25 protein-coding genes, 1 tRNA gene and 1 pseudogene are annotated in these 23,025 nt (G+C 51.5%); 19 read left to right on the forward strand and 8 right to left on the reverse strand.

Annotated features, from left to right (window positions below; all coding sequences use genetic code 11):
- Positions 1-60: 60 nt before the first annotated feature.
- The 6 genes from FEK42_RS12925 (at position 61) to ruvX (ending at position 4,221) form a co-directional block, all read left to right on the forward strand.
- Positions 61-558, forward strand: a complete 498-nt coding sequence (locus FEK42_RS12925) for a SprT family zinc-dependent metalloprotease (protein WP_130207901.1) — start codon at positions 61-63, stop codon at positions 556-558.
- 94 nt (positions 559-652) lie between these two features.
- Positions 653-1,360: a deoxyribonuclease I gene (endA, locus tag FEK42_RS12930; RefSeq protein ID WP_130207903.1), complete on the forward strand. Its 708-nt coding sequence runs from the start codon at positions 653-655 to the stop codon at positions 1,358-1,360.
- A gap of 78 nt (positions 1,361-1,438) precedes the next feature.
- Complete coding sequence (gene rsmE, locus FEK42_RS12935; RefSeq protein ID WP_130221434.1) at positions 1,439-2,170, forward strand: 16S rRNA (uracil(1498)-N(3))-methyltransferase; 732 nt, start codon at positions 1,439-1,441, stop codon at positions 2,168-2,170.
- 12 nt (positions 2,171-2,182) lie between these two features.
- A complete protein-coding gene (gene gshB / locus FEK42_RS12940; RefSeq protein WP_130207907.1) occupies positions 2,183-3,133 on the forward strand; it encodes a glutathione synthase in 951 nt (316 codons plus the stop codon).
- Between the two features lie 108 nt (positions 3,134-3,241).
- Positions 3,242-3,805: a YqgE/AlgH family protein gene (locus tag FEK42_RS12945; RefSeq protein WP_130207909.1), complete on the forward strand. Its 564-nt coding sequence runs from the start codon at positions 3,242-3,244 to the stop codon at positions 3,803-3,805.
- Positions 3,805-4,221, forward strand: a complete 417-nt coding sequence (gene ruvX, locus FEK42_RS12950; RefSeq protein WP_000017111.1) for a Holliday junction resolvase RuvX — start codon at positions 3,805-3,807, stop codon at positions 4,219-4,221. Before FEK42_RS12945 ends, ruvX begins: the two co-directional genes overlap by 1 nt.
- Positions 4,222-4,357: 136 nt before the next feature.
- Here ruvX and FEK42_RS12955 read toward each other — a convergent pair whose 3' ends face one another.
- Positions 4,358-5,338 carry a type IV pilus twitching motility protein PilT gene (locus FEK42_RS12955; RefSeq protein WP_001349546.1) on the reverse strand — a complete coding sequence of 327 codons (981 nt, stop codon included), beginning with the start codon at positions 5,336-5,338 and terminating at the stop codon, positions 4,358-4,360.
- Between the two features lie 17 nt (positions 5,339-5,355).
- On the opposite strand from FEK42_RS12955, the gene yggS reads away from it, so the two are divergent.
- From yggS to hemW, 5 genes are read left to right on the forward strand one after another with little or no spacing between them, the layout of a single operon-like run.
- Positions 5,356-6,060 carry a pyridoxal phosphate homeostasis protein gene (yggS, locus tag FEK42_RS12960; protein WP_000997803.1) on the forward strand — a complete coding sequence of 235 codons (705 nt, stop codon included), beginning with the start codon at positions 5,356-5,358 and terminating at the stop codon, positions 6,058-6,060.
- Positions 6,061-6,077: 17 nt separating this feature from the next.
- Entirely contained in the window at positions 6,078-6,644 is a 567-nt protein-coding gene (yggT, locus tag FEK42_RS12965) for an osmotic shock tolerance protein YggT (protein WP_001094831.1), read from the forward strand.
- Positions 6,641-6,931, forward strand: coding sequence for a DUF167 family protein YggU (gene yggU / locus FEK42_RS12970; RefSeq protein ID WP_001277222.1), 291 nt, complete (start codon positions 6,641-6,643; stop codon positions 6,929-6,931). The genes yggT and yggU overlap by 4 nt, the downstream gene beginning before the upstream one ends.
- A gap of 7 nt (positions 6,932-6,938) precedes the next feature.
- On the forward strand, positions 6,939-7,532 hold the full coding sequence (locus tag FEK42_RS12975) for an XTP/dITP diphosphatase (RefSeq protein ID WP_130207915.1): 594 nt from the start codon (positions 6,939-6,941) through the stop codon (positions 7,530-7,532).
- Positions 7,525-8,661 carry a radical SAM family heme chaperone HemW gene (gene hemW / locus FEK42_RS12980; protein ID WP_135492983.1) on the forward strand — a complete coding sequence of 379 codons (1,137 nt, stop codon included), beginning with the start codon at positions 7,525-7,527 and terminating at the stop codon, positions 8,659-8,661. Before FEK42_RS12975 ends, hemW begins: the two co-directional genes overlap by 8 nt.
- Positions 8,662-8,725: 64 nt before the next feature.
- Here hemW and FEK42_RS12985 read toward each other — a convergent pair whose 3' ends face one another.
- The 5 genes from FEK42_RS12985 to trmB all read right to left on the reverse strand — a co-directional run bounded on the left by FEK42_RS12985 (position 8,726) and on the right by trmB (position 13,020).
- Entirely contained in the window at positions 8,726-9,733 is a 1,008-nt protein-coding gene (locus tag FEK42_RS12985; protein WP_138211847.1) for a DUF1202 family protein, read from the reverse strand.
- Between the two features lie 116 nt (positions 9,734-9,849).
- Positions 9,850-10,896 (reverse strand): L-asparaginase 2, encoded by a 1,047-nt coding sequence (gene ansB / locus FEK42_RS12990; protein ID WP_000394125.1) that lies wholly within the window; start codon positions 10,894-10,896, stop codon positions 9,850-9,852.
- A 175-nt stretch (positions 10,897-11,071) separates the two neighbouring features.
- Entirely contained in the window at positions 11,072-11,791 is a 720-nt protein-coding gene (locus tag FEK42_RS12995) for a DUF2884 family protein (RefSeq protein WP_000984799.1), read from the reverse strand.
- Between the two features lie 183 nt (positions 11,792-11,974).
- Positions 11,975-12,301: a YggL family protein gene (locus FEK42_RS13000; RefSeq protein WP_001107564.1), complete on the reverse strand. Its 327-nt coding sequence runs from the start codon at positions 12,299-12,301 to the stop codon at positions 11,975-11,977.
- Positions 12,301-13,020 (reverse strand): tRNA (guanosine(46)-N7)-methyltransferase TrmB, encoded by a 720-nt coding sequence (gene trmB, locus FEK42_RS13005; RefSeq protein WP_021542238.1) that lies wholly within the window; start codon positions 13,018-13,020, stop codon positions 12,301-12,303. The genes FEK42_RS13000 and trmB overlap by 1 nt, the downstream gene beginning before the upstream one ends.
- Before the next feature lie 160 nt (positions 13,021-13,180).
- Between trmB and mutY the strand changes: the two genes are divergently transcribed.
- From mutY to nupG, 4 genes are all read left to right on the forward strand, one after another.
- Positions 13,181-14,233 carry an A/G-specific adenine glycosylase gene (gene mutY, locus FEK42_RS13010; protein ID WP_135492984.1) on the forward strand — a complete coding sequence of 351 codons (1,053 nt, stop codon included), beginning with the start codon at positions 13,181-13,183 and terminating at the stop codon, positions 14,231-14,233.
- Between the two features lie 27 nt (positions 14,234-14,260).
- On the forward strand, positions 14,261-14,536 hold the full coding sequence (locus tag FEK42_RS13015) for an oxidative damage protection protein (RefSeq protein WP_000091700.1): 276 nt from the start codon (positions 14,261-14,263) through the stop codon (positions 14,534-14,536).
- 64 nt (positions 14,537-14,600) lie between these two features.
- Positions 14,601-15,680 (forward strand): membrane-bound lytic murein transglycosylase MltC, encoded by a 1,080-nt coding sequence (gene mltC, locus FEK42_RS13020; RefSeq protein ID WP_130208053.1) that lies wholly within the window; start codon positions 14,601-14,603, stop codon positions 15,678-15,680.
- Between the two features lie 199 nt (positions 15,681-15,879).
- Entirely contained in the window at positions 15,880-17,136 is a 1,257-nt protein-coding gene (nupG, locus tag FEK42_RS13025; protein WP_130207923.1) for a nucleoside permease NupG, read from the forward strand.
- Between the two features lie 47 nt (positions 17,137-17,183).
- Here nupG and speC read toward each other — a convergent pair whose 3' ends face one another.
- A complete protein-coding gene (gene speC / locus FEK42_RS13030) occupies positions 17,184-19,319 on the reverse strand; it encodes an ornithine decarboxylase (protein ID WP_135492985.1) in 2,136 nt (711 codons plus the stop codon).
- Positions 19,320-19,720: 401 nt separating this feature from the next.
- Here speC and FEK42_RS13035 point away from each other — a divergent pair, with 401 nt between their 5' ends.
- The 3 genes from FEK42_RS13035 to FEK42_RS13045 all read left to right on the forward strand — a co-directional run bounded on the left by FEK42_RS13035 (position 19,721) and on the right by FEK42_RS13045 (position 21,380).
- Positions 19,721-20,428: a DUF554 domain-containing protein gene (locus FEK42_RS13035; RefSeq protein ID WP_130207927.1), complete on the forward strand. Its 708-nt coding sequence runs from the start codon at positions 19,721-19,723 to the stop codon at positions 20,426-20,428.
- Between the two features lie 105 nt (positions 20,429-20,533).
- A tRNA-Phe gene (locus FEK42_RS13040) sits at positions 20,534-20,609 on the forward strand.
- A 129-nt stretch (positions 20,610-20,738) separates the two neighbouring features.
- Positions 20,739-21,380, forward strand: a complete 642-nt coding sequence (locus tag FEK42_RS13045) for a DUF6538 domain-containing protein (RefSeq protein ID WP_135492986.1) — start codon at positions 20,739-20,741, stop codon at positions 21,378-21,380.
- Here the strand turns inward: FEK42_RS13045 and FEK42_RS13050 are convergent.
- Positions 21,333-21,593: pseudogene (locus FEK42_RS13050) on the reverse strand (IS4 family transposase); the annotation flags it as partial. The gene FEK42_RS13045 and the pseudogene FEK42_RS13050 sit on opposite strands and share 48 nt — an antisense overlap.
- Before the next feature lie 53 nt (positions 21,594-21,646).
- On the opposite strand from FEK42_RS13050, the gene FEK42_RS13055 reads away from it, so the two are divergent.
- Positions 21,647-22,902, forward strand: a protein-coding gene (locus FEK42_RS13055) for an IS3 family transposase (protein WP_138211848.1) whose coding sequence is annotated in 2 segments (ribosomal slippage) — positions 21,647-21,998 and positions 21,998-22,902 — 1,257 coding nt in all. Because the reading frame shifts where the segments join, the coding sequence is not laid out codon by codon here.
- The last annotated feature ends 123 nt before the right edge of the window (positions 22,903-23,025 follow it).

Genomic DNA, 23,025 nt, shown 5'->3' on the forward strand with positions numbered 1-23,025 from the left:
CCCGTCGCGGAGGAAGCCACCTCTTGCAGTCATCTTTTCTTCGCTCTATCCTCTGCCGCTATGAAAACATCCCGTCTCCCTATCGCCATCCAACAGGCTGTTATGCGTCGCCTGCGGGAAAAACTCGCCCAGGCCAACCTCAAGCTGGGGCGTAACTATCCGGAGCCAAAACTCTCTTATACCCAGCGTGGCACATCCGCCGGAACAGCCTGGCTGGAAAGCTATGAAATTCGCCTCAATCCGGTGTTGCTGATGGAAAACAGCGAGGCTTTTATAGAAGAAGTGGTGCCACACGAACTGGCGCATCTGCTGGTGTGGAAGCACTTCGGTCGCGTAGCGCCACATGGCAAAGAGTGGAAGTGGATGATGGAAAGCGTGCTGGGCGTTCCCGCCCGCCGTACGCATCAGTTTGAACTGCAATCCGTGCGCCGTAACACTTTCCCCTACCGTTGCAAATGCCAGGAGCATCAGCTTACCGTACGTCGTCATAACCGCGTGGTACGAGGCGAAGCCGTCTATCGCTGCGTTCACTGCGGCGAACAACTGGTTGCCCAATAACCAGCAGAACTATCAGGAATTTTACTGATCTGGCTGATTGCATACCAAAACAACTTTCGCTACGTTGCTCGCTCGTTTTAACACGGAGTAAGTGATGTACCGTAATTTGTCTGTGGCTGCGGTGGTACTGAGCGCAGCATTATCCGGCACGGCGTTAGCCGAAGGCATCAATAGTTTTTCCCAGGCGAAAACAGCAGCGGTAAAAGTCTACGCTGATGTGCCGGGAACATTTTACTGCGGATGTAAAATCAACTGGCAGGGTAAAAAAGGCATCGTGGATCTGGAGTCGTGCGGGTATCAGGTGCGCAAAAATGAAAACCGCGCCAGCCGCGTAGAGTGGGAACATGTTGTTCCCGCCTGGCAGTTCGGCCACCAGCGTCAGTGCTGGCAGGAAGGCGGTCGTAAAAACTGCGCTAAAGATCCGGTTTATCGCCAAATGGAAAGCGATATGCATAACCTGCAGCCCGCGATAGGTGAAGTGAACGGCGATCGCGGCAACTTTATGTACAGCCAGTGGAATGGCGGCGAGGGCCAGTATGGGCAGTGCGCCATGAAGATTGATTTCAAAGAAAAAGTTGCTGAACCGCCAGCTCATGCCCGTGGTTCCATTGCGCGGATTTACTTCTACATGCGTGACCAGTACAACCTGACACTCTCACGCCAGCAAACGCAGCTGTTTAACGCCTGGAACAAAATGTATCCGGTCACCGACTGGGAGTGTGAGCGTGACGAACGCATCGCGAAGGTGCAAGGCAATCACAACCCGTATGTGCAACGCGCTTGCCAGGCGCGAAAGAGCTAACCTACACTAGCGAAATTCTTTTTGTTAACCCTGCCCCACGCGCGCAACCGCGTGGGGAGACGACGCGGATATTTAACCATGCGTATCCCCCGCATTTATCATCCTGAACCACTCACCAGCAATTCGCAGATCGCGCTTTGTGAAGATGCCGCTAACCATATCGGGCGCGTCCTGCGTATGGCGCCAGGTCAGGCATTACAGTTATTTGACGGCAGCAACCAGGTCTTTGACGCAGAAATCACCAGTGCCAGCAAAAAAAGCGTGGAAGTTAAAGTGCTGGAAGGCCAGGTAGACGATCGTGAATCTCCCTTGCATATTCACCTCGGTCAGGTGATGTCGCGCGGAGAAAAAATGGAATTCACTATCCAGAAATCGATAGAACTTGGCGTAAGCCTCATTACGCCACTTTTTTCTGAACGCTGCGGCGTTAAACTGGATAGTGAACGTCTGAACAAGAAGCTCCAGCAGTGGCAGAAAATTGCAATTGCCGCCTGCGAGCAGTGTGGTCGTAATCGGGTACCAGAAATCCGTCCAGCGATGGATCTGGAAGCCTGGTGTGCAGAGCAAGATGAAGGCTTGAAACTCAATCTTCACCCGCGCGCCAGTAACAGCATCAACACGCTGCCGTTACCAGTCGAACGCGTCCGCCTGCTGATTGGCCCGGAAGGCGGTTTGTCGGCAGATGAAATTGCCATGACTGCCCGCTATCAATTTACTGATATCCTGTTGGGACCTCGCGTTCTGCGTACTGAGACAACTGCGCTCACCGCCATTACCGCGCTACAAGTGCGTTTTGGCGATCTGGGCTAACGGAGAAGAATAATGATCAAGCTCGGCATCGTGATGGACCCCATCGCAAGCATCAACATCAAGAAAGATTCCAGTTTCGCTATGTTGCTGGAAGCACAGCGTCGTGGTTACGAACTTCACTATATGGAGATGGCCGATCTCTATTTGATCAATGGTGAGGCTCGCGCTCGTACCCGTACTTTGAGCGTCGAACAGAACTACGATAAATGGTACGAGTTCACGGGTGAGCAGGATCTGCAACTGGCCGATCTCGACGTGATTCTGATGCGTAAAGATCCGCCGTTTGATACCGAGTTTATCTACGCGACCTATATTCTGGAACGCGCCGAAGAGAAAGGAACGCTGATTGTTAACAAGCCGCAGAGCCTGCGCGACTGTAACGAGAAACTGTTTACCGCATGGTTCTCTGACTTAACGCCAGAAACGCTGGTCACGCGCAATAAAGCGCAGTTGAAAGCGTTCTGGGAAAAACACAGCGACATCATTCTTAAGCCGCTGGACGGTATGGGCGGCGCGTCGATTTTCCGCGTGAAAGAAGGCGATCCGAACCTTGGTGTGATTGCCGAAACCTTGACTGAGCACGGCACTCGCTACTGCATGGCACAAAATTATCTGCCAGCGATTAAAGATGGTGACAAGCGCGTGCTGGTGGTGGATGGCGAACCAGTACCGTACTGTCTGGCGCGTATTCCACAGGGCGGCGAAACCCGTGGCAATCTGGCTGCCGGTGGTCGTGGCGAACCTCGTCCGCTAACGGAAAGCGACTGGAAAATCGCCCGTCAGGTAGGACCGACGCTGAAAGAAAAAGGGCTGATTTTTGTTGGTCTGGATATTATCGGTGACCGCCTGACTGAAATTAATGTCACCAGTCCAACCTGTATTCGTGAGATTGAAGCAGAGTTTCCGGTGTCTATCACCGGAATGTTAATGGATGCTATTGAAGCACGATTACAGCAGCAGTAACCCTGTTTAGCGAGAGGGATCTCGTTGAGACTATGAGTGACAGCGCCATACTTTCCACGCATACTGGGCGCTGTTGCTTTTTTGAACCAGGAAACAGAACCTCTGACAATGAATTTACAGCATCACTTTCTTATTGCCATGCCTGCTCTCCAGGATCCGATTTTCCGTCGTTCCGTGGTCTACATTTGCGAACATAATACCAATGGAGCAATGGGGATCATCATTAACAAGCCACTGGAAAATCTCAAAATTGAAGGGATTCTGGAAAAGCTGAAGATCACGCCGGAGCCGCGTGATGAATCTGTCCGTCTGGACAAACCGGTTATGCTTGGCGGCCCGCTAGCTGAAGATCGCGGGTTTATTTTGCATACCCCTCCATCCAATTTTGCGTCCAGCATTCGCATTTCAGATAACACGGTGATGACCACTTCCCGCGATGTGCTGGAAACACTCGGCACCGATAAACAACCTGCTGACGTGATGGTAGCCCTTGGTTACTCCTCCTGGGATAAAGGCCAACTGGAACAAGAAATTCTCGATAACGCGTGGTTAACCGCCCCGGCAGATCTGAATATTCTGTTCAAAACACCGATAGCCGACCGCTGGCGCGATGCGGCAAGGCTGATTGGTGTTGATATTCTAACCATGCCTGGTGTGGCAGGGCATGCCTGATGAGCGGAACATTACTCGCCTTCGACTTCGGCACCAAAAGCATTGGCGTAGCGGTCGGCCAACGCATTACTGGCACCGCTCGCCCGCTGCCCGCAATTAAAGCACAGGACGGTACGCCGGACTGGAACCTTATCGAGCGTTTACTGAAAGAGTGGCAACCAGACGAAATCATCGTCGGTTTGCCGCTGAATATGGACGGCACCGAGCAACCATTGACTGCCAGAGCGCGTAAATTTGCCAACCGTATTCATGGCCGTTTCGGTGTTGAAGTAAAGCTCCATGACGAGCGTCTTAGCACCGTGGAAGCGCGTTCCGGTCTGTTTGAACAGGGCGGCTATCGGGCGCTCAACAAAGGCAAAGTCGACTCTGCCTCTGCGGTTATTATTCTCGAAAGTTATTTCGAGCAAGGATATTAAGGCGATTTAAAAGCCTGGCGGATAGTCGTTACCGTCATCCCGCCATCTTGCCGGACGCGGCGTGAATGACTACGTTTGTAGGCCCGATAAGCTTGCGCATCGGGCATGTTTACAATTCGTATCAGGCACAGCAACGTCACAAACGCCCTTCCCCCACCCGCTGTTGATAACTCTGCTGAAACGTTATCATCCCCACCTGCTGCCCGGTTTGAATAACATGTGGTAACTGGTGGGTTTTCCCTTCGCGAATCAAATTCCCCACCGCAGGTGTGTTAATCAGTAATTCAAACAGCGCCACGCGTCCTTCCTGTTTATCCACTTCCAGCTTTTGTGACAACACCGCCCGTAAACTACCTGCCAGTTGATTACGCACGGGATCTTTTTCCTGCGCCGGAAACGAATCCACCAGTCGCTCAACTGCCTGCGCTGCGCCGCGCGTGTGTAATGTCGCCAGCACCAGGTGCCCGGTTTCTGCCGCCGTTAGCGCCAGACGGATTGTCTCGCTGTCACGCAGCTCTCCGAGCAAAATCACATCAGGATCCTCCCGCAATGCGGCCCGCAATCCCGATGCGAACGTCATACAGTGCAAACCAATTTCCCGCTGCTGGATCAAACATCGCTGGCTGGCATAGAGATATTCCACAGGATCTTCCAGCGTCAGAATATGTGCATCGGCATGTTGATTGAGATAGCCAACCATTGCCGCCAGCGTGGTGGATTTACCACTCCCCGTCGCCCCCGTCACCAGAATCAGTCCATTCTCGCTCTTGAGTAATTCCGGCAATACCGGTGGTGCGCCAAGCTGTTCGAGCTGCGGGCAGTGCGAAGGTAACAGCCGTAACGCCAGAGATATGCCTTGCCGCTGCGCGAACGCACTGCCGCGCAATCGCTGGTTTTCCGCCAGCGACACGGCAAAATCCAGCTGACCATTCTCCAGCAATATTGCCCGCTGATCGTCATCCAGCCACTCCCGCAGTAGCTCTTCGACGTCCGGCGCATCAAACGGCGCAGCTTCCATTCTGCCGCGAATGCGCCATCGTGCGGGCCAGGCGCTGCACAGGTGTAGATCAGAGACGTTATGCTTTACACTAAGGGCCACAATTTCTTCCATATTCATACTAAGATCCTCGGAAAATGAACGATATTGCGCATAACCTGGCACAGGTCCGGGACAAAATCTCAGCGGCTGCAACGCGTTGCGGCCGTTCTCCAGAAGAAATTACGCTGCTTGCAGTCAGTAAAACAAAACCTGCGAGCGCCATCGCAGAAGCCATTGATGCCGGGCAGCGTCAATTTGGTGAAAACTACGTTCAGGAAGGGGTAGATAAAATTCGCCACTTTCAGGAGCTGGGCGTAACAAGATTAGAATGGCATTTTATTGGCCCGTTGCAGTCTAATAAAAGCCGCCTGGTGGCAGAGCATTTCGACTGGTGTCATACCATCGACCGTTTGCGTATCGCCACACGCCTGAACGACCAGCGACCGGCAGAACTTCCCCCTCTTAACGTACTGATTCAAATTAATATTAGTGATGAAAACAGCAAGTCAGGGATTCAACTGGCGGAACTGGACGAGCTGGCAGCGGCGGTCGCTGAACTACCGCGTTTACGTCTACGCGGGCTGATGGCAATCCCGGCGCCTGAGTCAGAATATGTAAGGCAGTTTGAAGTTGCACGCCAAATGGCTGTAGCATTTGCCGGACTGAAAACGCGCTACCCGCATATCGACACGCTCTCTCTGGGAATGTCGGACGATATGGAAGCCGCCATTGCGGCAGGTAGCACGATGGTTCGTATCGGCACTGCCATCTTTGGTGCACGTGATTACTCTAAAAAATAAGGAATCTTAAGAACGCCATGAATACGTTGACTTTCCTGCTTTCAACGGTCATTGAGCTGTATACCATGGTGCTGTTATTACGCATCTGGATGCAGTGGGCTCATTGTGATTTTTATAACCCTTTCTCACAGTTTGTGGTGAAGGTGACACAACCGATTATCGGGCCACTGCGCCGCGTTATTCCGGCAATGGGGCCAATTGATAGCGCCTCGCTGCTGGTTGCCTATATTCTCAGTTTCATCAAAGCCATCGTGCTGTTTAAAGTGGTGACCTTCCTGCCGATCATCTGGATTGCCGGTTTATTGATTCTGCTGAAAACCATCGGCCTGCTGATTTTCTGGGTCCTGCTGGTGATGGCGATTATGAGCTGGGTAAGCCAGGGTCGTAGCCCAATTGAATATGTGCTGATTCAACTTGCCGATCCACTGCTGCGTCCGATTCGCCGCCTGCTACCGGCAATGGGTGGGATTGATTTCTCGCCGATGATCCTCGTTCTGCTACTGTATGTCATTAATATGGGTGTCGCAGAAGTGCTGCAGGCGACCGGAAACATGCTGCTGCCGGGGCTGTGGATGGCGTTATGAGTGCCGTAACAGTTAATGATGACGGTCTGGTTTTACGGCTCTATATTCAGCCGAAAGCCAGCCGTGATTCAATTGTCGGTTTACATGGCGACGAGGTAAAAGTCGCCATTACCGCGCCGCCGGTTGACGGCCAGGCCAACAGCCATCTGGTGAAGTTTCTCGGTAAGCAATTCCGGGTTGCCAAAAGCCAGGTGGTGATTGAGAAAGGCGAACTTGGCCGCCACAAACAAATTAAAATCATTAATCCGCAACAAATCCCGCCAGAAATCGCGGCGTTAATTAATTAGGTATCCTATGCAAAAAGTTGTCCTCGCAACCGGCAATGCCGGTAAAGTGCGTGAGCTGGCGTCGCTGCTTAGCGACTTCGGTCTTGATATCGTGGCCCAAACAGACCTCGGCGTAGATTCCGCTGAAGAAACCGGCCTGACATTTATCGAAAACGCGATTCTGAAAGCGCGCCATGCGGCAAAAGTGACCGGTTTACCGGCAATTGCCGACGACTCCGGTCTGGCGGTAGATGCGCTGGGTGGCGCGCCGGGTATTTACTCCGCGCGTTATTCCGGTGAAGACGCGACCGATCAAAAGAATCTGCAAAAACTGCTGGAAACACTGAAAGACGTACCGGACGACCAACGTCAGGCGCGTTTCCACTGCGTGCTGGTATATCTGCGCCACGCGGAAGATCCCACTCCGCTGGTGTGCCACGGCAGCTGGCCGGGCGTGATTACTCGTGAACCAGCGGGTACTGGCGGCTTTGGTTATGATCCAATCTTCTTCGTACCTTCCGAAGGGAAAACCGCTGCCGAACTGACCCGCGAAGAAAAGAGCGCCATTTCTCACCGTGGTCGGGCGTTGAAACTGCTGCTGGACGCTTTACGTAATGGTTAAATTACCGCCGCTGAGTCTCTACATTCACATCCCGTGGTGCGTGCAGAAATGCCCGTACTGCGATTTCAACTCTCACGCGTTGAAAGGGGAAGTGCCGCACGACGATTACGTTCAGCATCTGCTTTGCGATCTGGACAACGATGTGGCTTACGCTCAGGGCCGTGAAGTGCAGACAATCTTTATTGGCGGTGGTACGCCGAGCCTGCTTTCCGGCCCGGCGATGCAAACGCTGCTGGACGGCGTGCGTGCGCGTTTGCCGCTGGCAGCGGATGCAGAAATTACTATGGAAGCGAACCCTGGTACGGTTGAAGCCGATCGCTTTGTTGATTATCAGCGTGCTGGCGTGAACCGCATCTCTATTGGCGTACAGAGTTTTAGCGAAGAAAAGCTGAAACGACTTGGGCGCATTCATGGCCCGCAAGAAGCGAAACGTGCAGCAAAACTGGCAAGCGGACTGGGGCTGCGTAGCTTTAACCTCGATTTGATGCACGGGCTGCCGGATCAATCACTGGAAGAGGCGCTAGGCGATCTGCGCCAGGCCATTGAACTGAATCCGCCGCATCTTTCCTGGTATCAACTGACCATCGAACCCAATACGCTGTTTGGCTCGCGCCCTCCCGTACTGCCGGACGAGGATGCGTTATGGGATATTTTCGAACAGGGGCATCAGTTGTTAACCGCGGCAGGTTATCAGCAATATGAAACTTCCGCTTACGCTAAGCCCGGTTATCAGTGCCAGCACAATCTCAACTACTGGCGATTTGGCGACTACATCGGTATTGGCTGCGGCGCGCACGGCAAAGTGACCTTCCCGGATGGGCGCATTCTGCGTACCACCAAAACGCGGCATCCGCGCGGTTTTATGCAGGGGCGGTATCTGGAAAGCCAGCGTGATGTCGAAGCCGCAGATAAGCCGTTTGAGTTCTTTATGAATCGCTTCCGTCTGCTGGAGGCCGCGCCGCGCGTGGAGTTTAGCCAGTATACTGGCCTTTCAGAAGAGGTTATTCGCCCTCAGTTAGACGAGGCTATCGCTCAGGGCTATCTCACAGAATGTGCGGATTACTGGCAGATAACGGAACATGGGAAGTTGTTTTTAAATTCGCTGCTGGAGCTTTTTCTGGCTGAGTAAATTTGTATTGCCGGATGCGGCGTGTACGCAACATCCGGCTACAACTCATGCGTCATCGCAACAATTACTTAATCACCCCATTGCGCCGCAATTGTTCGGTATCTTTTTTCCAGCGTTCATTAGCCTGGTTGATATCGTCAATTTTCATCAAAATCGCGACTTTTTTACTGTTTATTTCTGAAATTTTCATCGTTAACGGATATTGCCCTTTTTCGAGCGTTATCCAGTCATCCTGCAATTTACGGCTAAGTTTTTGTGATTGTAGAAAAGTCTGTCGCCGTTGTTCGTTGATATCGAAATCCCGTTTCTGCTGAATCGGCACTTCATAACACTCTTCACTCTGTTTATGACATGCCGCAATCGCCGGTTGATAAACCTCTTTGTCATATTTAACCGCGAACGCCTCGCTATCATTCTGTTTATTAAACTCATCACGCTGTTGGTGAATTTTTTTAAAGGCATCTTCGCGGGTCATTTGCTTGCCGTTTGCATCTTTTCCCCAATAGGCATCTGCTGCTTTCTGCGCCGCCACCATTTGCTTATCAAGCTCTTTTACATCCTTTTCCAGCGCAGGAATCGAGTTCTTCTGGGTATTCAACGCTGATTCAAGCTGACTAAAGCGATAATTGAAATCTTCGCTATTTACGATCAGATATTTATTATTCGTTTTAATATCGTCGACCACCCGCCCACTATCGCTGGCTGCCGCCTGAAAAGAGTAAAAGTTCACCGTCCAGCCAGACGCGGGCGTTCCTTTACTGGTTAACATCGCCGAGAATTTTACTGGTTTATCTTTCGTCCAGGTCTGTTCCAGCAGTTCATAATCGGTCAACTGACCGACCCAGGTATAGAGATCGTCATTGGAAGAGACATCGCCTTCCGCTGACCAGGTGGCCTGATTACCCTTGGCATCAAGATTTTTTAAGCTGATGGCATCAAGCTTGAGAATGCCGTGATACTGCTTTTTGAATTGATCTTTTAAGACATTTTCAGTTGGCGGTTCGCCATCGGCCCAGACATTACCAGACATCAACATAAGCAGCGCCGTGCCTACAATCCATTGCTTTTTCACCGGAACACCCTCGCGCGGAATAATTTATTTCAGTGATTATCATCAGGGTAATAATAATTAGCAATGGACGTGAGTCTGAAGTGAATAAGCCCCGGCGCAATACCGGGGCGAAGTGATTAGTACTGATTGAAAATCTGCTGGATTTGCTGCGGATCTTTGGTTTGCGTCAGAGCCAGTTGTAGCAGAACGCGTGCTTTTTGCGGGTTCAGCGTGCCGGAGGCAACGAAACCATATTTCGCATCATCCACTTCGGCATCCTGAGTGGTAGCGCCCGTCGGTACGCGGGAAGAACGCACTACCGCAGTGCCGTTTTTCGCGGCGGTTGCCAGAGTGTCAAACACGGATTTATACAGGTTGCCGTTACCCACACCAGCGCTCACGATGCCATCATAGCCCGCATCTACCAGGGCTTTAGCCGGAAGATCGGATGCGTTAGCGTAGTTATAAACAATGCCGACTTTCGGCAGTTCATTCAGCTTAGAGACATCGAACGGCGTGTCGCTGGTGTGCTTACGTGCCGGGGTACGCTGATAGTCAATCTTACCGTTGTGAATGTAACCCAGAGGGCCGTAGTTAACAGACTTGAAGGTCGCTACGTCGGTGGTGTTGGTTTTGGTGACATCGCGACCGTCCAGTACGGTGTCGTTCATCACTACCAGCACGCCACGATTGGCGGAGGCTTTATCAGCGGCGGTCACTACCGCGTTATACAGGTTGAATGGACCGTCTGCGCTCATGGAGGTGGATGGGCGCATTGCGCCGACCATCACCACCGGTTTGTCGCATTTCACCGTCAGATCGAGGAAGTAAGCAGTCTCTTCCATCGTGTCGGTACCGTGGGTAATAACGAAGCCGTCAGTCTTATCGCAGTCAGTGTTAATTTTTTTCGCCAGTGTCAGCCAGACATTATCGTTCATGTCCTGGGAGCCGATATTAACGACCTGCTCGCCTTTAACGTTCGCAATGTCCTTCAGTTGCGGCACCGCATTGACCAGATTTTCTACGCCAACTTTACCCGCTGTGTAGTTAGATTTGGTTGCGGAGTCACCACCACCGGCAATCGTCCCGCCAGTCGCTAAAATGGTGATATTGGGTAATGCCAATGCTGCACCACTAAAACCCATAACCAGTGCGGCAAGTGCCGTCTTTTTGAAAAACTCCATTTCATTCCTCCAGTTACGTGAACGCTACGTATTATCCCTTAGCTTTGTATAGGAAATTTGACGTTAAACAATTTACTTTGTGAATAGATTTTGGAGATCTATAAAGTTAGAGGCAGGTAACAAAATGAAGAATTAAACGGCATAAAAAAGCATTATGCCGTCTTAAACTAGAGGATTATTTCAAATTTCCGACCAGGGCTTTACGGCTGTCTTCCAGAGTCACAACACGGCTACAAACATCTTTGCCAAATTGCTGGAAATCTTTTTCCTGTTTTTTCCACTCGGTCTGGATTGAGGATTGCAGTCCCCCCAGGCTTCCCAGCACATTCTGTAACGGGTTGCCGCCGCTTTTCAGCACCGCTTTCGCGCCCATTTCGTTAATGCTGTCCTGCAAAATTCCGCCCATCGCCTGATTCACTAACTGCTGACCTTCGGCGCGAACCTGATCAATGGCTTTATAGTGAAACGTCAGGCCATCGCTGCGCGTTTCGATAATGCGATTCATCTGCTCTTTCAGCTGCGCATCAAGTTTGGTCAGACGGCTGCGCATTTTGCTGCTTTCGCCCATCTCCTGAACGATAATTTTATCCAGCGCAACGCGTGCTTTCTCTACGCGGCTTTTCGCACCTTCATCAATCCACGGCAGCGTGCTGCGCAGTTCGGCCTGATAATCCTTCGCCTGCTCGCGCTGGGCGGCGTTCAGTGAATATTGCTTGCCGTTGTACATCACATTGCCGTCTGGCGTGATCACCAGATTGCCGTTTTCGCCCTTCACCTGCACGGTTTGCGGGCTGACAATCACATCGTCACGCGGCGTGACGCTGCACTGGTAGTCGGCGTGAGCGGTCATTGCCGTCACTGAAAGTGCTGCCGCCAGCAGCATTTTGCGCATCATAGTCTTCCCTCAAGAACAAATCAGGCCAGCATTTGCTGGCCCCAGATTGATAACAAAGTACACGTTGTCCATGCCGGATGCGGCGTAAATGCTTTATCCGGCCTACTCGATCGTGCATCTTTGTAGGCCTGATAAGCGTAGCGCATCAGGCAGTTTTGCATTTGTCATCGCCCGTATGCTTTATTAGTCCCACCAAACGTCGAAAAGTTCGCTGGTGCGTACCTCATCCAGTTTGCGCTCTTCCAGCCACTTACGCACAATCGCCTGATGTTCTTCGGTGCATTTGCCGATTTCCTGCATGCAGATCAGACCTTCCCAGGCCAGATAACCGCTGCCGTCAAAGGCCAGTTTGTTCGGTTCGATAACCTCGTTAATAAAGTCATCAACGGTTTTATCAATCTGCTCTTCCGATGTACCTTCCGGGAATCGCCATGCCACCGAAAATCCTAATTCCTGGAATTCGTCGATGTGCATTTTTTTACGCAGACGACGGCTACGGTTCTTTGCCATTATTTCACCCTCTCGAACATTAAGTCCCATACTCCGTGACCAAGACGATGACCACGTTGTTCAAATTTCGTCACCGGACGTGATGCCGGACGCGGTACGTAATCATTGCTCTCTGACAGGTTTTTATAACCGTCAATAGAAGACATCACTTCGAGCATATGTTCCGCATAAGGTTCCCAGTCGGTCGCCATATGGAATACGCCACCCAGCTGCAGTTTGCTTTTTACCAGTTCAGCAAACGGCACCTGAACGATACGGCGTTTATTATGGCGCGCTTTGTGCCACGGGTCAGGGAAAAAGAGTTGCACCATGCGCAATGAATTGTCAGGAATCATTTTATGCAGCACTTCGACCGCGTCGTGACACATCACGCGCAGGTTGCTTAAGCCCTCTTCATGCGCGGAAGCCAGGCAAGCCCCAACGCCCGGTGAATGCACTTCAATGCCGAGGAAGTCCTGCTCAGGGCGATCTTTAGCCATTGCCACCAGCGACGCCCCCATGCCAAAACCAATCTCAAGCGTCACCGGCGCTTCACGGCCAAACAGCGTCGGGAAATCCAGCATATCTTCGCTGAACTCAACGCCCATCACCGGCCAGTAGTTTTCCAGCGCATGTTCCTGGCCTTTGGTCAGTCGCCCCTGGCGGCGCACAAAACTACGGATACGGCGCAGTGGGCGGCCGTTTTCATCAAATTCCGGTGAAATGACGTCGTTTTTCATAAAGATTTAGTCGCTTGTGAAAGTGTTCTGAAAACGGGCATTATCCAAAGTTAGTTGCCGGATGCAAGCATGATAAGGCCGTGGCTGCGGAAAGTTCCGGTTTACACCCCGCCGCGGCTGTGCTGCAATCTTGCCCCCCACAACAGTGAATTCGGTGACCATGCAAGCGTCGCAATTTTCAGCCCAGGTTCTGGACTGGTACGATAAATACGGGCGGAAAACGCTGCCCTGGCAAATTGACAAGACGCCCTACAAAGTATGGCTCTCAGAAGTGATGTTGCAACAAACTCAGGTTGCGACCGTAATCCCCTATTTTGAACGCTTTATGGCGCGCTTCCCGACGGTGACCGATCTCGCCAACGCGCCGCTCGACGAAGTTCTCCACTTGTGGACCGGGCTTGGCTATTACGCCCGCGCGCGCAATCTGCATAAAGCGGCACAACACGTTGCCACCTTACACGGCGGTAATTTCCCGGAAACCTTTGAAGAAGTTGCGGCGTTACCGGGCGTCGGGCGTTCCACTGCTGGCGCGATTCTCTCACTTTCTCTGGGTAAGCACTTTCCGATTCTCGACGGTAACGTCAAACGCGTGCTGGCGCGCTGCTATGCTGTAAGCGGCTGGCCTGGGAAAAAAGAGGTCGAGAATAAATTATGGAGTTTGAGCGAGCAGGTGACGCCCGCGGTTGGCGTGGAGCGGTTTAATCAGGCGATGATGGATTTAGGTGCGATGATTTGTACGCGTTCGAAGCCGAAATGCTCGCTCTGCCCGCTGCAAAACGGTTGTATTGCCGCCGCCAATAATAGCTGGTCGCTTTATCCGGGCAAAAAGCCGAAACAGACGCTGCCGGAGCGCACCGGTTACTTTCTGCTGTTACAGCACGAAGATGAAGTATTGCTGGCGCAGCGTCCGCCGAGCGGATTGTGGGGCGGTTTATACTGTTTCCCACAGTTTGCCGACGAAGAAAGTTTGCGAGAATGGCTGGCACAACGGCAGATTGCTGCCGATAACCTGACGCAACTGACCGCGTTTCGGCATACCTTCAGCCATTTCCACTTAGATATTGTGCCTATGTGGCTTCCCGTGTCGTCATTCACCGACTGCATGGATGAAGGCAATGCGCTCTGGTATAACTTAGCGCAACCGCCGTCAGTTGGCCTGGCGGCTCCCGTGGAGCGTTTGTTACAGCAGTTACGCACTGGCGCGCCGGTTTAGCGCGTGAGTCGATAAAGAGGATGATTTATGAGCAGAACGATTTTTTGTACTTTCCTGCAGCGTGAAGCAGAAGGTCAGGATTTTCAGCTGTACCCCGGCGAACTGGGAAAACGCATCTATAACGAGATCTCCAAAGAAGCCTGGGCGCAGTGGCAGCACAAACAAACCATGCTGATTAATGAAAAGAAACTCAACATGATGAATGCCGAGCACCGCAAGCTGCTGGAGCAGGAGATGGTTAACTTCCTGTTCGAAGGTAAAGAGGTGCATATCGAGGGCTATACGCCGGAAGATAAAAAATAAAAACAGTGCCGGAGCACGCCTCCGGCAACTTGCATAAAAACAAACACAACACGCACCCGGAATGATGAAAAAATATCTCGCGCTGGCTTTGATTGCGCCGTTGCTCATTTCCTGTTCGACGACCAAAAAAGGCGATACCTATAATGAAGCCTGGGTCAAAGATACCAACGGTTTTGATATTCTGATGGGGCAATTTGCCCACAATATTGAGAACATTTGGGGATTCAAAGAGGTGGTGATCGCCGGTCCTAAGGACTACGTGAAATACACCGATCAATATCAGACCCGCAGCCACATCAACTTCGATGACGGTACGATCACTATCGAAACCATCGCCGGGACAGAACCTGCTGCGCATTTGCGCCGGGCAATTATCAAAACATTATTGATGGGCGACGATCCGAGTTCGGTCGATCTCTATTCCGACGTTGATGATATTACGATTTCGAAAGAACCTTTCCTTTACGGTCAGGTGGTGGATAACACCGGGCAGCCGATTCGCTGGGAAGGCCGTGCGAGTAACTTCGCGGATTATCTGCTGAAAAACCGCCTCAAAAGCCGCAGCAACGGGCTGCGTATCATCTACAGCGTGACCATTAACATGGTGCCGAACCACCTTGATAAACGTGCGCACAAATATCTCGGCATGGTCCGCCAGGCATCACGGAAATATGGCGTTGATGAGTCGCTGATTCTGGCGATTATGCAGACCGAATCTTCCTTTAACCCGTATGCGGTCAGCCGTTCCGATGCGCTGGGATTAATGCAGGTGGTACAACATACTGCCGGGAAAGATGTGTTCCGCTCACAGGGGAAATCCGGCACGCCGAGCCGCAGTTTCTTGTTTGATCCTGCCAGCAATATTGATACCGGCACCGCGTATCTGGCGATGCTGAATAATGTTTATCTCGGCGGAATTGATAACCCAACGTCGCGGCGTTATGCCGTCATCACCGCCTATAACGGTGGTGCAGGCAGCGTATTACGCGTCTTCTCGAACGATAAAATTCAGGCTGCCGCTATTATAAATACTATGACGCCGGGCGATGTTTATCAGACGCTGACAACCCGCCATCCGTCTGCGGAATCTCGTCGCTATCTTTATAAAGTGAACATGGCGCAGAAATCTTACCGCCGCCGATAATTTCACCTTTGCCTCTAACAATACTCCGAGACAAAGTGTTATACGCATCACAATTTCGCCTTGCAAATTGAGATTATTTGCAATTATTTGCTACGGATAACAAAAAAACAGTCAGTGAAGTTGATAGAATCGCATCATCTTGCACGGTCAAATGTGCTTTTTAAAACACTCATCCGCATCACGATGTGAGGAAATTAACATGAATCTTAAGCTGCAGCTGAAAATCCTCTCTTTTCTGCAGTTCTGTCTGTGGGGAAGTTGGCTGACGACCCTCGGCTCATATATGTTCGTTACCCTGAAGTTCGACGGTGCTTCCATTGGCGCTGTTTATAGCTCGCTGGGTATCGCTGCGGTCTTTATGCCTGCTTTGCTGGGGATTGTGGCCGACAAATGGTTAAGTGCGAAATGGGTGTATGCTATTTGTCACACCATCGGCGCAATCACCCTCTTCATGGCGGCACAAGTTACCACTCCGGAGGCGATGTTCCTCGTGATATTGATTAACTCGTTTGCTTATATGCCAACGCTTGGGTTAATCAACACCATCTCCTACTATCGCCTGCAAAATGCAGGAATGGATATCGTGACTGATTTCCCGCCAATCCGTATCTGGGGTACTATCGGCTTTATCATGGCGATGTGGGTTGTGAGCCTGTCTGGCTTTGAATTGAGCCACATGCAGCTATATATTGGCGCAGCACTCTCCGCCGTTCTGGTGCTGTTCACCTTTACGCTGCCGTATATTCCGGTTGCTAAACAGCAAGCTAATCAGAGCTGGACGACGCTGCTCGGCCTCGATGCATTCGCGCTGTTTAAAAACAAGCGTATGGCGATTTTCTTCATCTTCTCGATGCTGCTGGGCGCGGAACTGCAGATTACCAACATGTTCGGTAATACCTTCCTGCACAGCTTCGACAAAGATCCGATGTTTGCCAGCAGCTTTATTGTGCAGCATGCGTCAATCATCATGTCGATTTCGCAAATCTCTGAAACCCTGTTCATTCTGACCATCCCGTTCTTCTTAAGCCGCTACGGTATTAAGAACGTAATGATGATCAGTATCGTGGCATGGATCCTGCGTTTTGCGCTGTTTGCTTACGGCGACCCGACTCCGTTCGGCACCGTACTGCTGGTTCTGTCGATGATTGTTTACGGCTGTGCGTTCGACTTCTTCAACATCTCTGGTTCGGTGTTTGTCGAAAAAGAAGTTAGCCCGGCGATTCGCGCCAGTGCGCAAGGGATGTTCCTGATGATGACCAACGGCTTCGGCTGTATCCTCGGTGGCATCGTGAGCGGTAAAGTGGTTGAGATGTACACCCAAAACGGCATTACCGACTGGCAGACCGTATGGCTGATTTTTGCAGGTTACTCCGTGATTCTGGCCTTCGCATTCATGGCGATGTTTAAATACAAACACGTTCGTGTCCCTGCCGGTACACAAACTGTTAACCACTAATTACGCAAAGAAAAACGGGGTGCCAGAAGGTGCCCCGTTTTTTATTCTTACTTCAACACATAACCGTATAACCGTTTCATTCCATCCGCATCGGTTTCGCTATAGACACCTTGTAGCTCCGGCGAAAATCCCGGCAGCAAATTCACGCCTTCTTCCAGCGCAAGGAAATAACGCTGGACCGCTCCGCCCCACATTTCTCCTGGCACCACGCAAAGCACGCCAGGTGGATACGGCAGCGCGCCTTCCGCCGCAATTCGCCCTTCGGCATCACGAATGCGCACCAACTCCACTTCACCACGAATATAAGCGCTATGCGCGTCCTGGGGATTCATCACCACTGGCGGGAAGCTCTGCTGGCGGAACATCGCTTTTTGCAGGTCTTTGACGTCGAAACTGACATACAGATCGTGCATCTCCTGACACAACTGGCGCAGGGTATAGTCGCGATAGCGCACCGGGTATTTGTTATAAACGCTCGGCAAGACTTCAGACAGCGGCGAGTCATCTTCAATATGCTGTTCAAACTGCACCAGCATCGCCACCAGCTGTGCCAGCTTCTCGTGGCTTTCCGCCGGAGTTAATAAGAACAGAATGGAGTTGAGATCGCACTTCTCCGGCACAATGCCGTTCTCACGCAGATAGTGCGCCAGAATCGTCGCTGGAACGCCAAAATCGCTATATTCGCCGGTTTCAGCATCGATACCCGGCGTAGTGAGTAACAGCTTGCAGGGATCAACAAAATACTGATCCGCGGCATATCCTTCAAAGCCGTGCCACTTCGCCCCCGGCTCAAAACTGAAAAAACGGCGGTCGCTGGCTAACACTGACGTCGGATAATCCTGCCACAATTTGCCATCAACAACTGGCGGTATAAACGGGCGGAACAGCTTACAGCGCGCAAGAATCGCTTTCCGCGCTTCAATCCCTATCTCAACACACTCAGCCCACAGCCGACGCCCACTCTCCCCTTCATGAATTTTGGCGTTAATGTCCAACGCAGCAAACAGCGGGTAAAACGGGCTGGTAGAGGCGTGCAGCATAAAAGCATTGTTCAACCGTTTATGCGGGCAAAAACGCGCCTGTCCGCGGATATGGTTATCTTTTTTATGGATCTGCGACGTCTGCGAGAATCCCGCCTGCTGTTTGTGCACCGACTGAGTCACAAAGATCCCAGGATCGCTTTCGTTAAGCTCTAACAGCAACGGTGAGCAATCCGCCATCATCGGGATAAACTGTTCGTACCCGACCCACGCGGAATCAAACAGAATGTAATCACACAGATGCCCAATGGTATCGATCACCTGGCGGGCGTTGTAGATAGTGCCGTCATAGGTTCCCAGCTGAATAATCGCCAGGCGGAACGGGCGCGGCAGTTCGGCTTTTTCTGGCGCAACGTCGCGAATTTGCTGGCGCAGATACTCTTCATTAAAACAGTGCGCATCAATCCCGCCGATAAACCCGAATGGGTTGCGTGAGGCTTCCAGATACACCGGCGTCGCCCCCGCCTGAATCAGCGCACCGTGATGGTTCGACTTATGGTTGTTACGGTCGAAAAGCACCAGATCACCACGCGTTAACAGCGCATTCGTCACCACTTTATTCGCTGCCGATGTGCCGTTCAGCACAAAATAGGTTTTATCGGCATGAAAAACTTTGGCAGCGAATTTCTGCGCATCCTTTGCGGAACCTTCATGAATAAGCAGATCGCCCAATTTTACGTCAGCGTTACACATATCGGCGCGAAAGACGTTCTCACCAAAGAAATCGTAAAAATGGCGTCCGGCAGGATGCTTTTTAAAGAACGCACCATGTTGATGCCCAGGACAAGCAAAGGTGCTATTGCCCATCTCAACGTACTGGGTCAGCGTGTCATAAAATGGCGGCAGCAAATTCTCTTCATACTGACAGGCTGCGGATTCCAGCTCCAGCCACTGCTGCTCATTGCCGTTGATGATAGCCGTAACGCCCGCGGGCAATTCAACCGCATCTTCAGAATACAAAAACACCGGCAGATGAAAACCGGTGCGCTTAAGTAACGCAAGAATGCCGCTACGACTATCCGCAGCGGTAATGACGACTGCCGCGACGTCCGTAAAATCAGTATCTTCCAGCGCCACCACGCGGCGATGGGTAGAAAGTCGGGAAACCAGTTCACCACTGGCGGCAATACTCATTGATTTCATAAGCGCAAAACCCGTTTCGGGGAAGTAAAAATACCGGGCAAGGTGGAACCCCCTGCCCCATGAGATGTGGGTCAAACTGGTCACCAGCTCCGACCGCCAGACATCAGTAAAAGCAGAAACGCTCTGATTTTACTGTTGCCCTGCAGTGAGCATACGTTAACGTCACCGCATAAAAAGCAGCGTCACAGAACAGGAGACATTTCGCGCGAAACGGCGATAAGCGAAAGAATGTAAGGAGGCGGCGTGCATCAGGCAAGCTCCGTACAGGAAGGAGAAAATTCGCGCAATCATGGCACTTTTCGCTAACGCGTGCAAGCCAGGACTTTGCGACCAGACAAGCAATCGACGGGGCAAAAAGTTCATAATAAAAACATCAAACAACACAATTAACAGGAACTCTTGTGGTCATCGGCCCTTTTATCAACGCAAGTGCAGTATTACTGGGTGGCGCCCTCGGCGCACTGCTTAGCCAACGCTTACCGGAACACATCCGCGTTTCTATGACGTCCATTTTTGGCCTGGCGTCGCTGGGAATTGGTATTTTACTGGTCGTGAAATGTGCCAACCTTCCGGCGATGGTTTTAGCTACGCTACTCGGGGCATTAATCGGCGAAATTTGTCTGCTGGAAAAAGGCGTCAACACTGCGGTCGCTAAAGCGCAGAATCTGTTTCGTCACTCGAGCAAGAAATCTGCGCATGAATCTTTTATTCAGAATTTTGTCGCAATTATTGTCCTGTTTTGTGCCAGCGGCACCGGGATCTTCGGCGCGATGAATGAAGGGATGACAGGCGATCCGAGTATTTTAATCGCCAAGTCATTTCTTGATTTCTTTACAGCGATGATCTTCGCCTGTTCACTTGGCATTGCGGTATCGGTGATTAGTATTCCATTGCTCATCATCCAGTTAACGCTGGCGTGGGCTGCTGCGCTGATATTACCGCTGACCACACCGTCGATGATGGCGGACTTCAGCGCCGTAGGTGGTTTATTGCTGCTGGCAACCGGCTTACGCATCTGCGGCATAAAAATGTTTCCGGTGGTCAATATGCTTCCTGCCCTCCTTCTGGCAATGCCGCTTTCCGCCGCCTGGACCACCTGGTTTGCCTGACATTACGAGCGATAACGGCAAACTGATGATAGATTGTGCAGTCTGCCGTAAATTGAAGAAATTTGATTGACGAGACGAGGCGAATCAGGTTTAATGCGCCCCGTTGCCCGGATAGCTCAGTCGGTAGAGCAGGGGATTGAAAATCCCCGTGTCCTTGGTTCGATTCCGAGTCCGGGCACCACTCATTTATAACCCTCGCTTCGGCGGGGGTTTTTGCTTTCTGAGTCAACAACTTGTTGGTTTAGCAGTAGTTACCACTCTTATCTCCCCTCCGGCCCCGCTTCCCGGTGGTACAAAAAGGTGGTACAAAATGGGCATTATGATAAAGCCTACCAAAGACCGTAACGGCACCTACTACATCCGCAAAGCGGTTCCTCAGGAGCTACGTTTAGCTATCGGCAAAGGTGAACTAAAACGTTCACTAGAGACGAAAGACCTTCACCAAGCCAAACTCAAAGCCCCTGCCGCTCTGGCAGCAATCAACACCATCATTCAGAACGCCCGAGCAGAGCAGACCGTAACGCAGGACGACATAGAAGTGATCGCTTCGGTATGGATGACCAAAATCCTCCAGCAACCAGAAACCATCAAAGCACGATATGTACCGCAATATGGTTATGACCTGACCGCCGATAACGAGAAATTAAGCAATTGTCTGCGTAAGGGTAAACATGCGGGCGAGGAAGATTTAAAGCTTGTCACCCAACTTATGCAGTCAGAACTCGAAGAGGCCCTTCGGTGGATGCCAGCTGTATTGACGCCTGCATGGCGACAAAAGCTCGCTTGGCGTCTGGCAGAGGACAGGCTCAGTACAGCGGAAATGTACATCCTTGATGAACTTCCAGCATACGCCGCCATTACCACCACGCAGAAACAGAAAAGCCTGACCTTCGCTCAATGCCGTTCACTTAAGCGGAGCAGTGCTGCGTTTCACCGGATAACGGGTTTTTGATATCTTAACTGCCCTCGGCCTTGATGGTCGGGGGCGTTTTGTTATGAACACTGCTTCCAGAGCACCCCGCAGATGCTCCAGTCGTTTCGGGATAGTCCCCGGTGATGCCGTATTTCCCAGCACTATCATTTCTGTCGCGATAAACTGGAACGCGAACTTAAAGCTGATTTCTGACGCCGCTTTTTTGTGTTTCTCAGCCGCTTTTGTTGCCTCTGACCCGTCCTGAATAGCGTTGACACGTTCCTGACTTAAATCCGGAGAACGTGATGATGACTGAGTTCAAACGCACCCAACGTGATTATCCTCTATCCTTTAAAATAGCCGTCGTTGAGCAGGTCGAAAAAGGCGAGATGACCTATAAACAGGCCCAGCTACGATATGGCATTCAGGGGCGCTCCACTGTTCTTGTCTGGCTGCGTAAATATGGTCGGCTTGACTGGAGCCCCGGACTTCCTGATCTGGTAAAGAGGAGACTGCCTGTGGCCCTGACGACTGTCCCGCTGACACCCGAGCAAAGAATCAGGGAACTTGAAGAACAGCTTGAGCTGGCAAACCAGAAAGCTGATTTTTTTGAGTCGGTTATTAATGTCCTGAAAAATGATTACGGAGTGAGTATCGTAAAAAAGCGGCCCGGCAAGTCCTCGCGCAAAGTCCGGCCCCAAAAATAACGGTTACGCGCGCATGCCAGTTCCTGGGGCACAGCAGACAGGCATGGTATCAGGACAACACAATGCGCAGAAAACGGCAGGAGCAGCATGCTCAGGTTCTGAAGTTTGTTGCCCGCGTCAGGTGTCGTCAGCCACGAATCGGTACGCGTAAACTGCACTATCTGCTGAACACCCAGGCCTGTAAAAACCTGGCTATAGGACGGGATCGTCTGTTTAACCTGCTGGACGAAAATCGGCTTCTGGTGCCAGTGAAACGGGCATATCACAAAACCACCAACAGTCATCATCGCTTCTACCAGCATCCAAACCTGCTCAAACCAGGCCCTGAACAGGTTACCGCTCTTGAACCGGAACAGGTCTGGGTCGCCGATATTACCTACCTTCCACTGCGCAGTGGCACGGCCTATCTGAGTCTGGTCACCGATGCCTGCTCCAGAAAAATTATGGGCTATCATGTTGGGGAAAACCTGCAGACGGAAAATGTGGTAAAAGCGTTCAGACAGGCTCTGAGGCTGAGAATAACGACGAGTCCCCTGGTGCATCATTCTGACAGAGGGCAGCAATACTGCTCAGCGCTCTATCAGTCAGTCCATGAAAGAAACGGGATAACCTGTTCAATGACAGATGGTTACGACTGCTACCAGAACGCACTGGCTGAGCGAATAAACGGTATTCTGAAGAATGAGTTTTTACTCTCGCGTCCTGCAGACCTGGCGCAGGCCCGGGAAATGGTCAAAGAGTCCGTGGCAATTTATAACCATGAGCGGCCACACCTGGCTCTGAAATACAAAACGCCCGATGACGTTCATCAGGCGTTTTACAGACAGAAAAGTGTCAACTTATATCAGGACTAGTCACTCACGCCGTATCAGGTTGTAAGCCAGCAACATGCCCCACACCTCCTGCTCCAGCAACTCAACCTTACGGCTTCTCAGCACCAGGGCATTGTTCAGCAGGCTGCTTTTCAGGTTTCTGAA

The organism is Escherichia sp. E2748, assembly GCF_005781125.1.
In the GTDB taxonomy this organism is placed as follows: domain Bacteria; phylum Pseudomonadota; class Gammaproteobacteria; order Enterobacterales; family Enterobacteriaceae; genus Escherichia.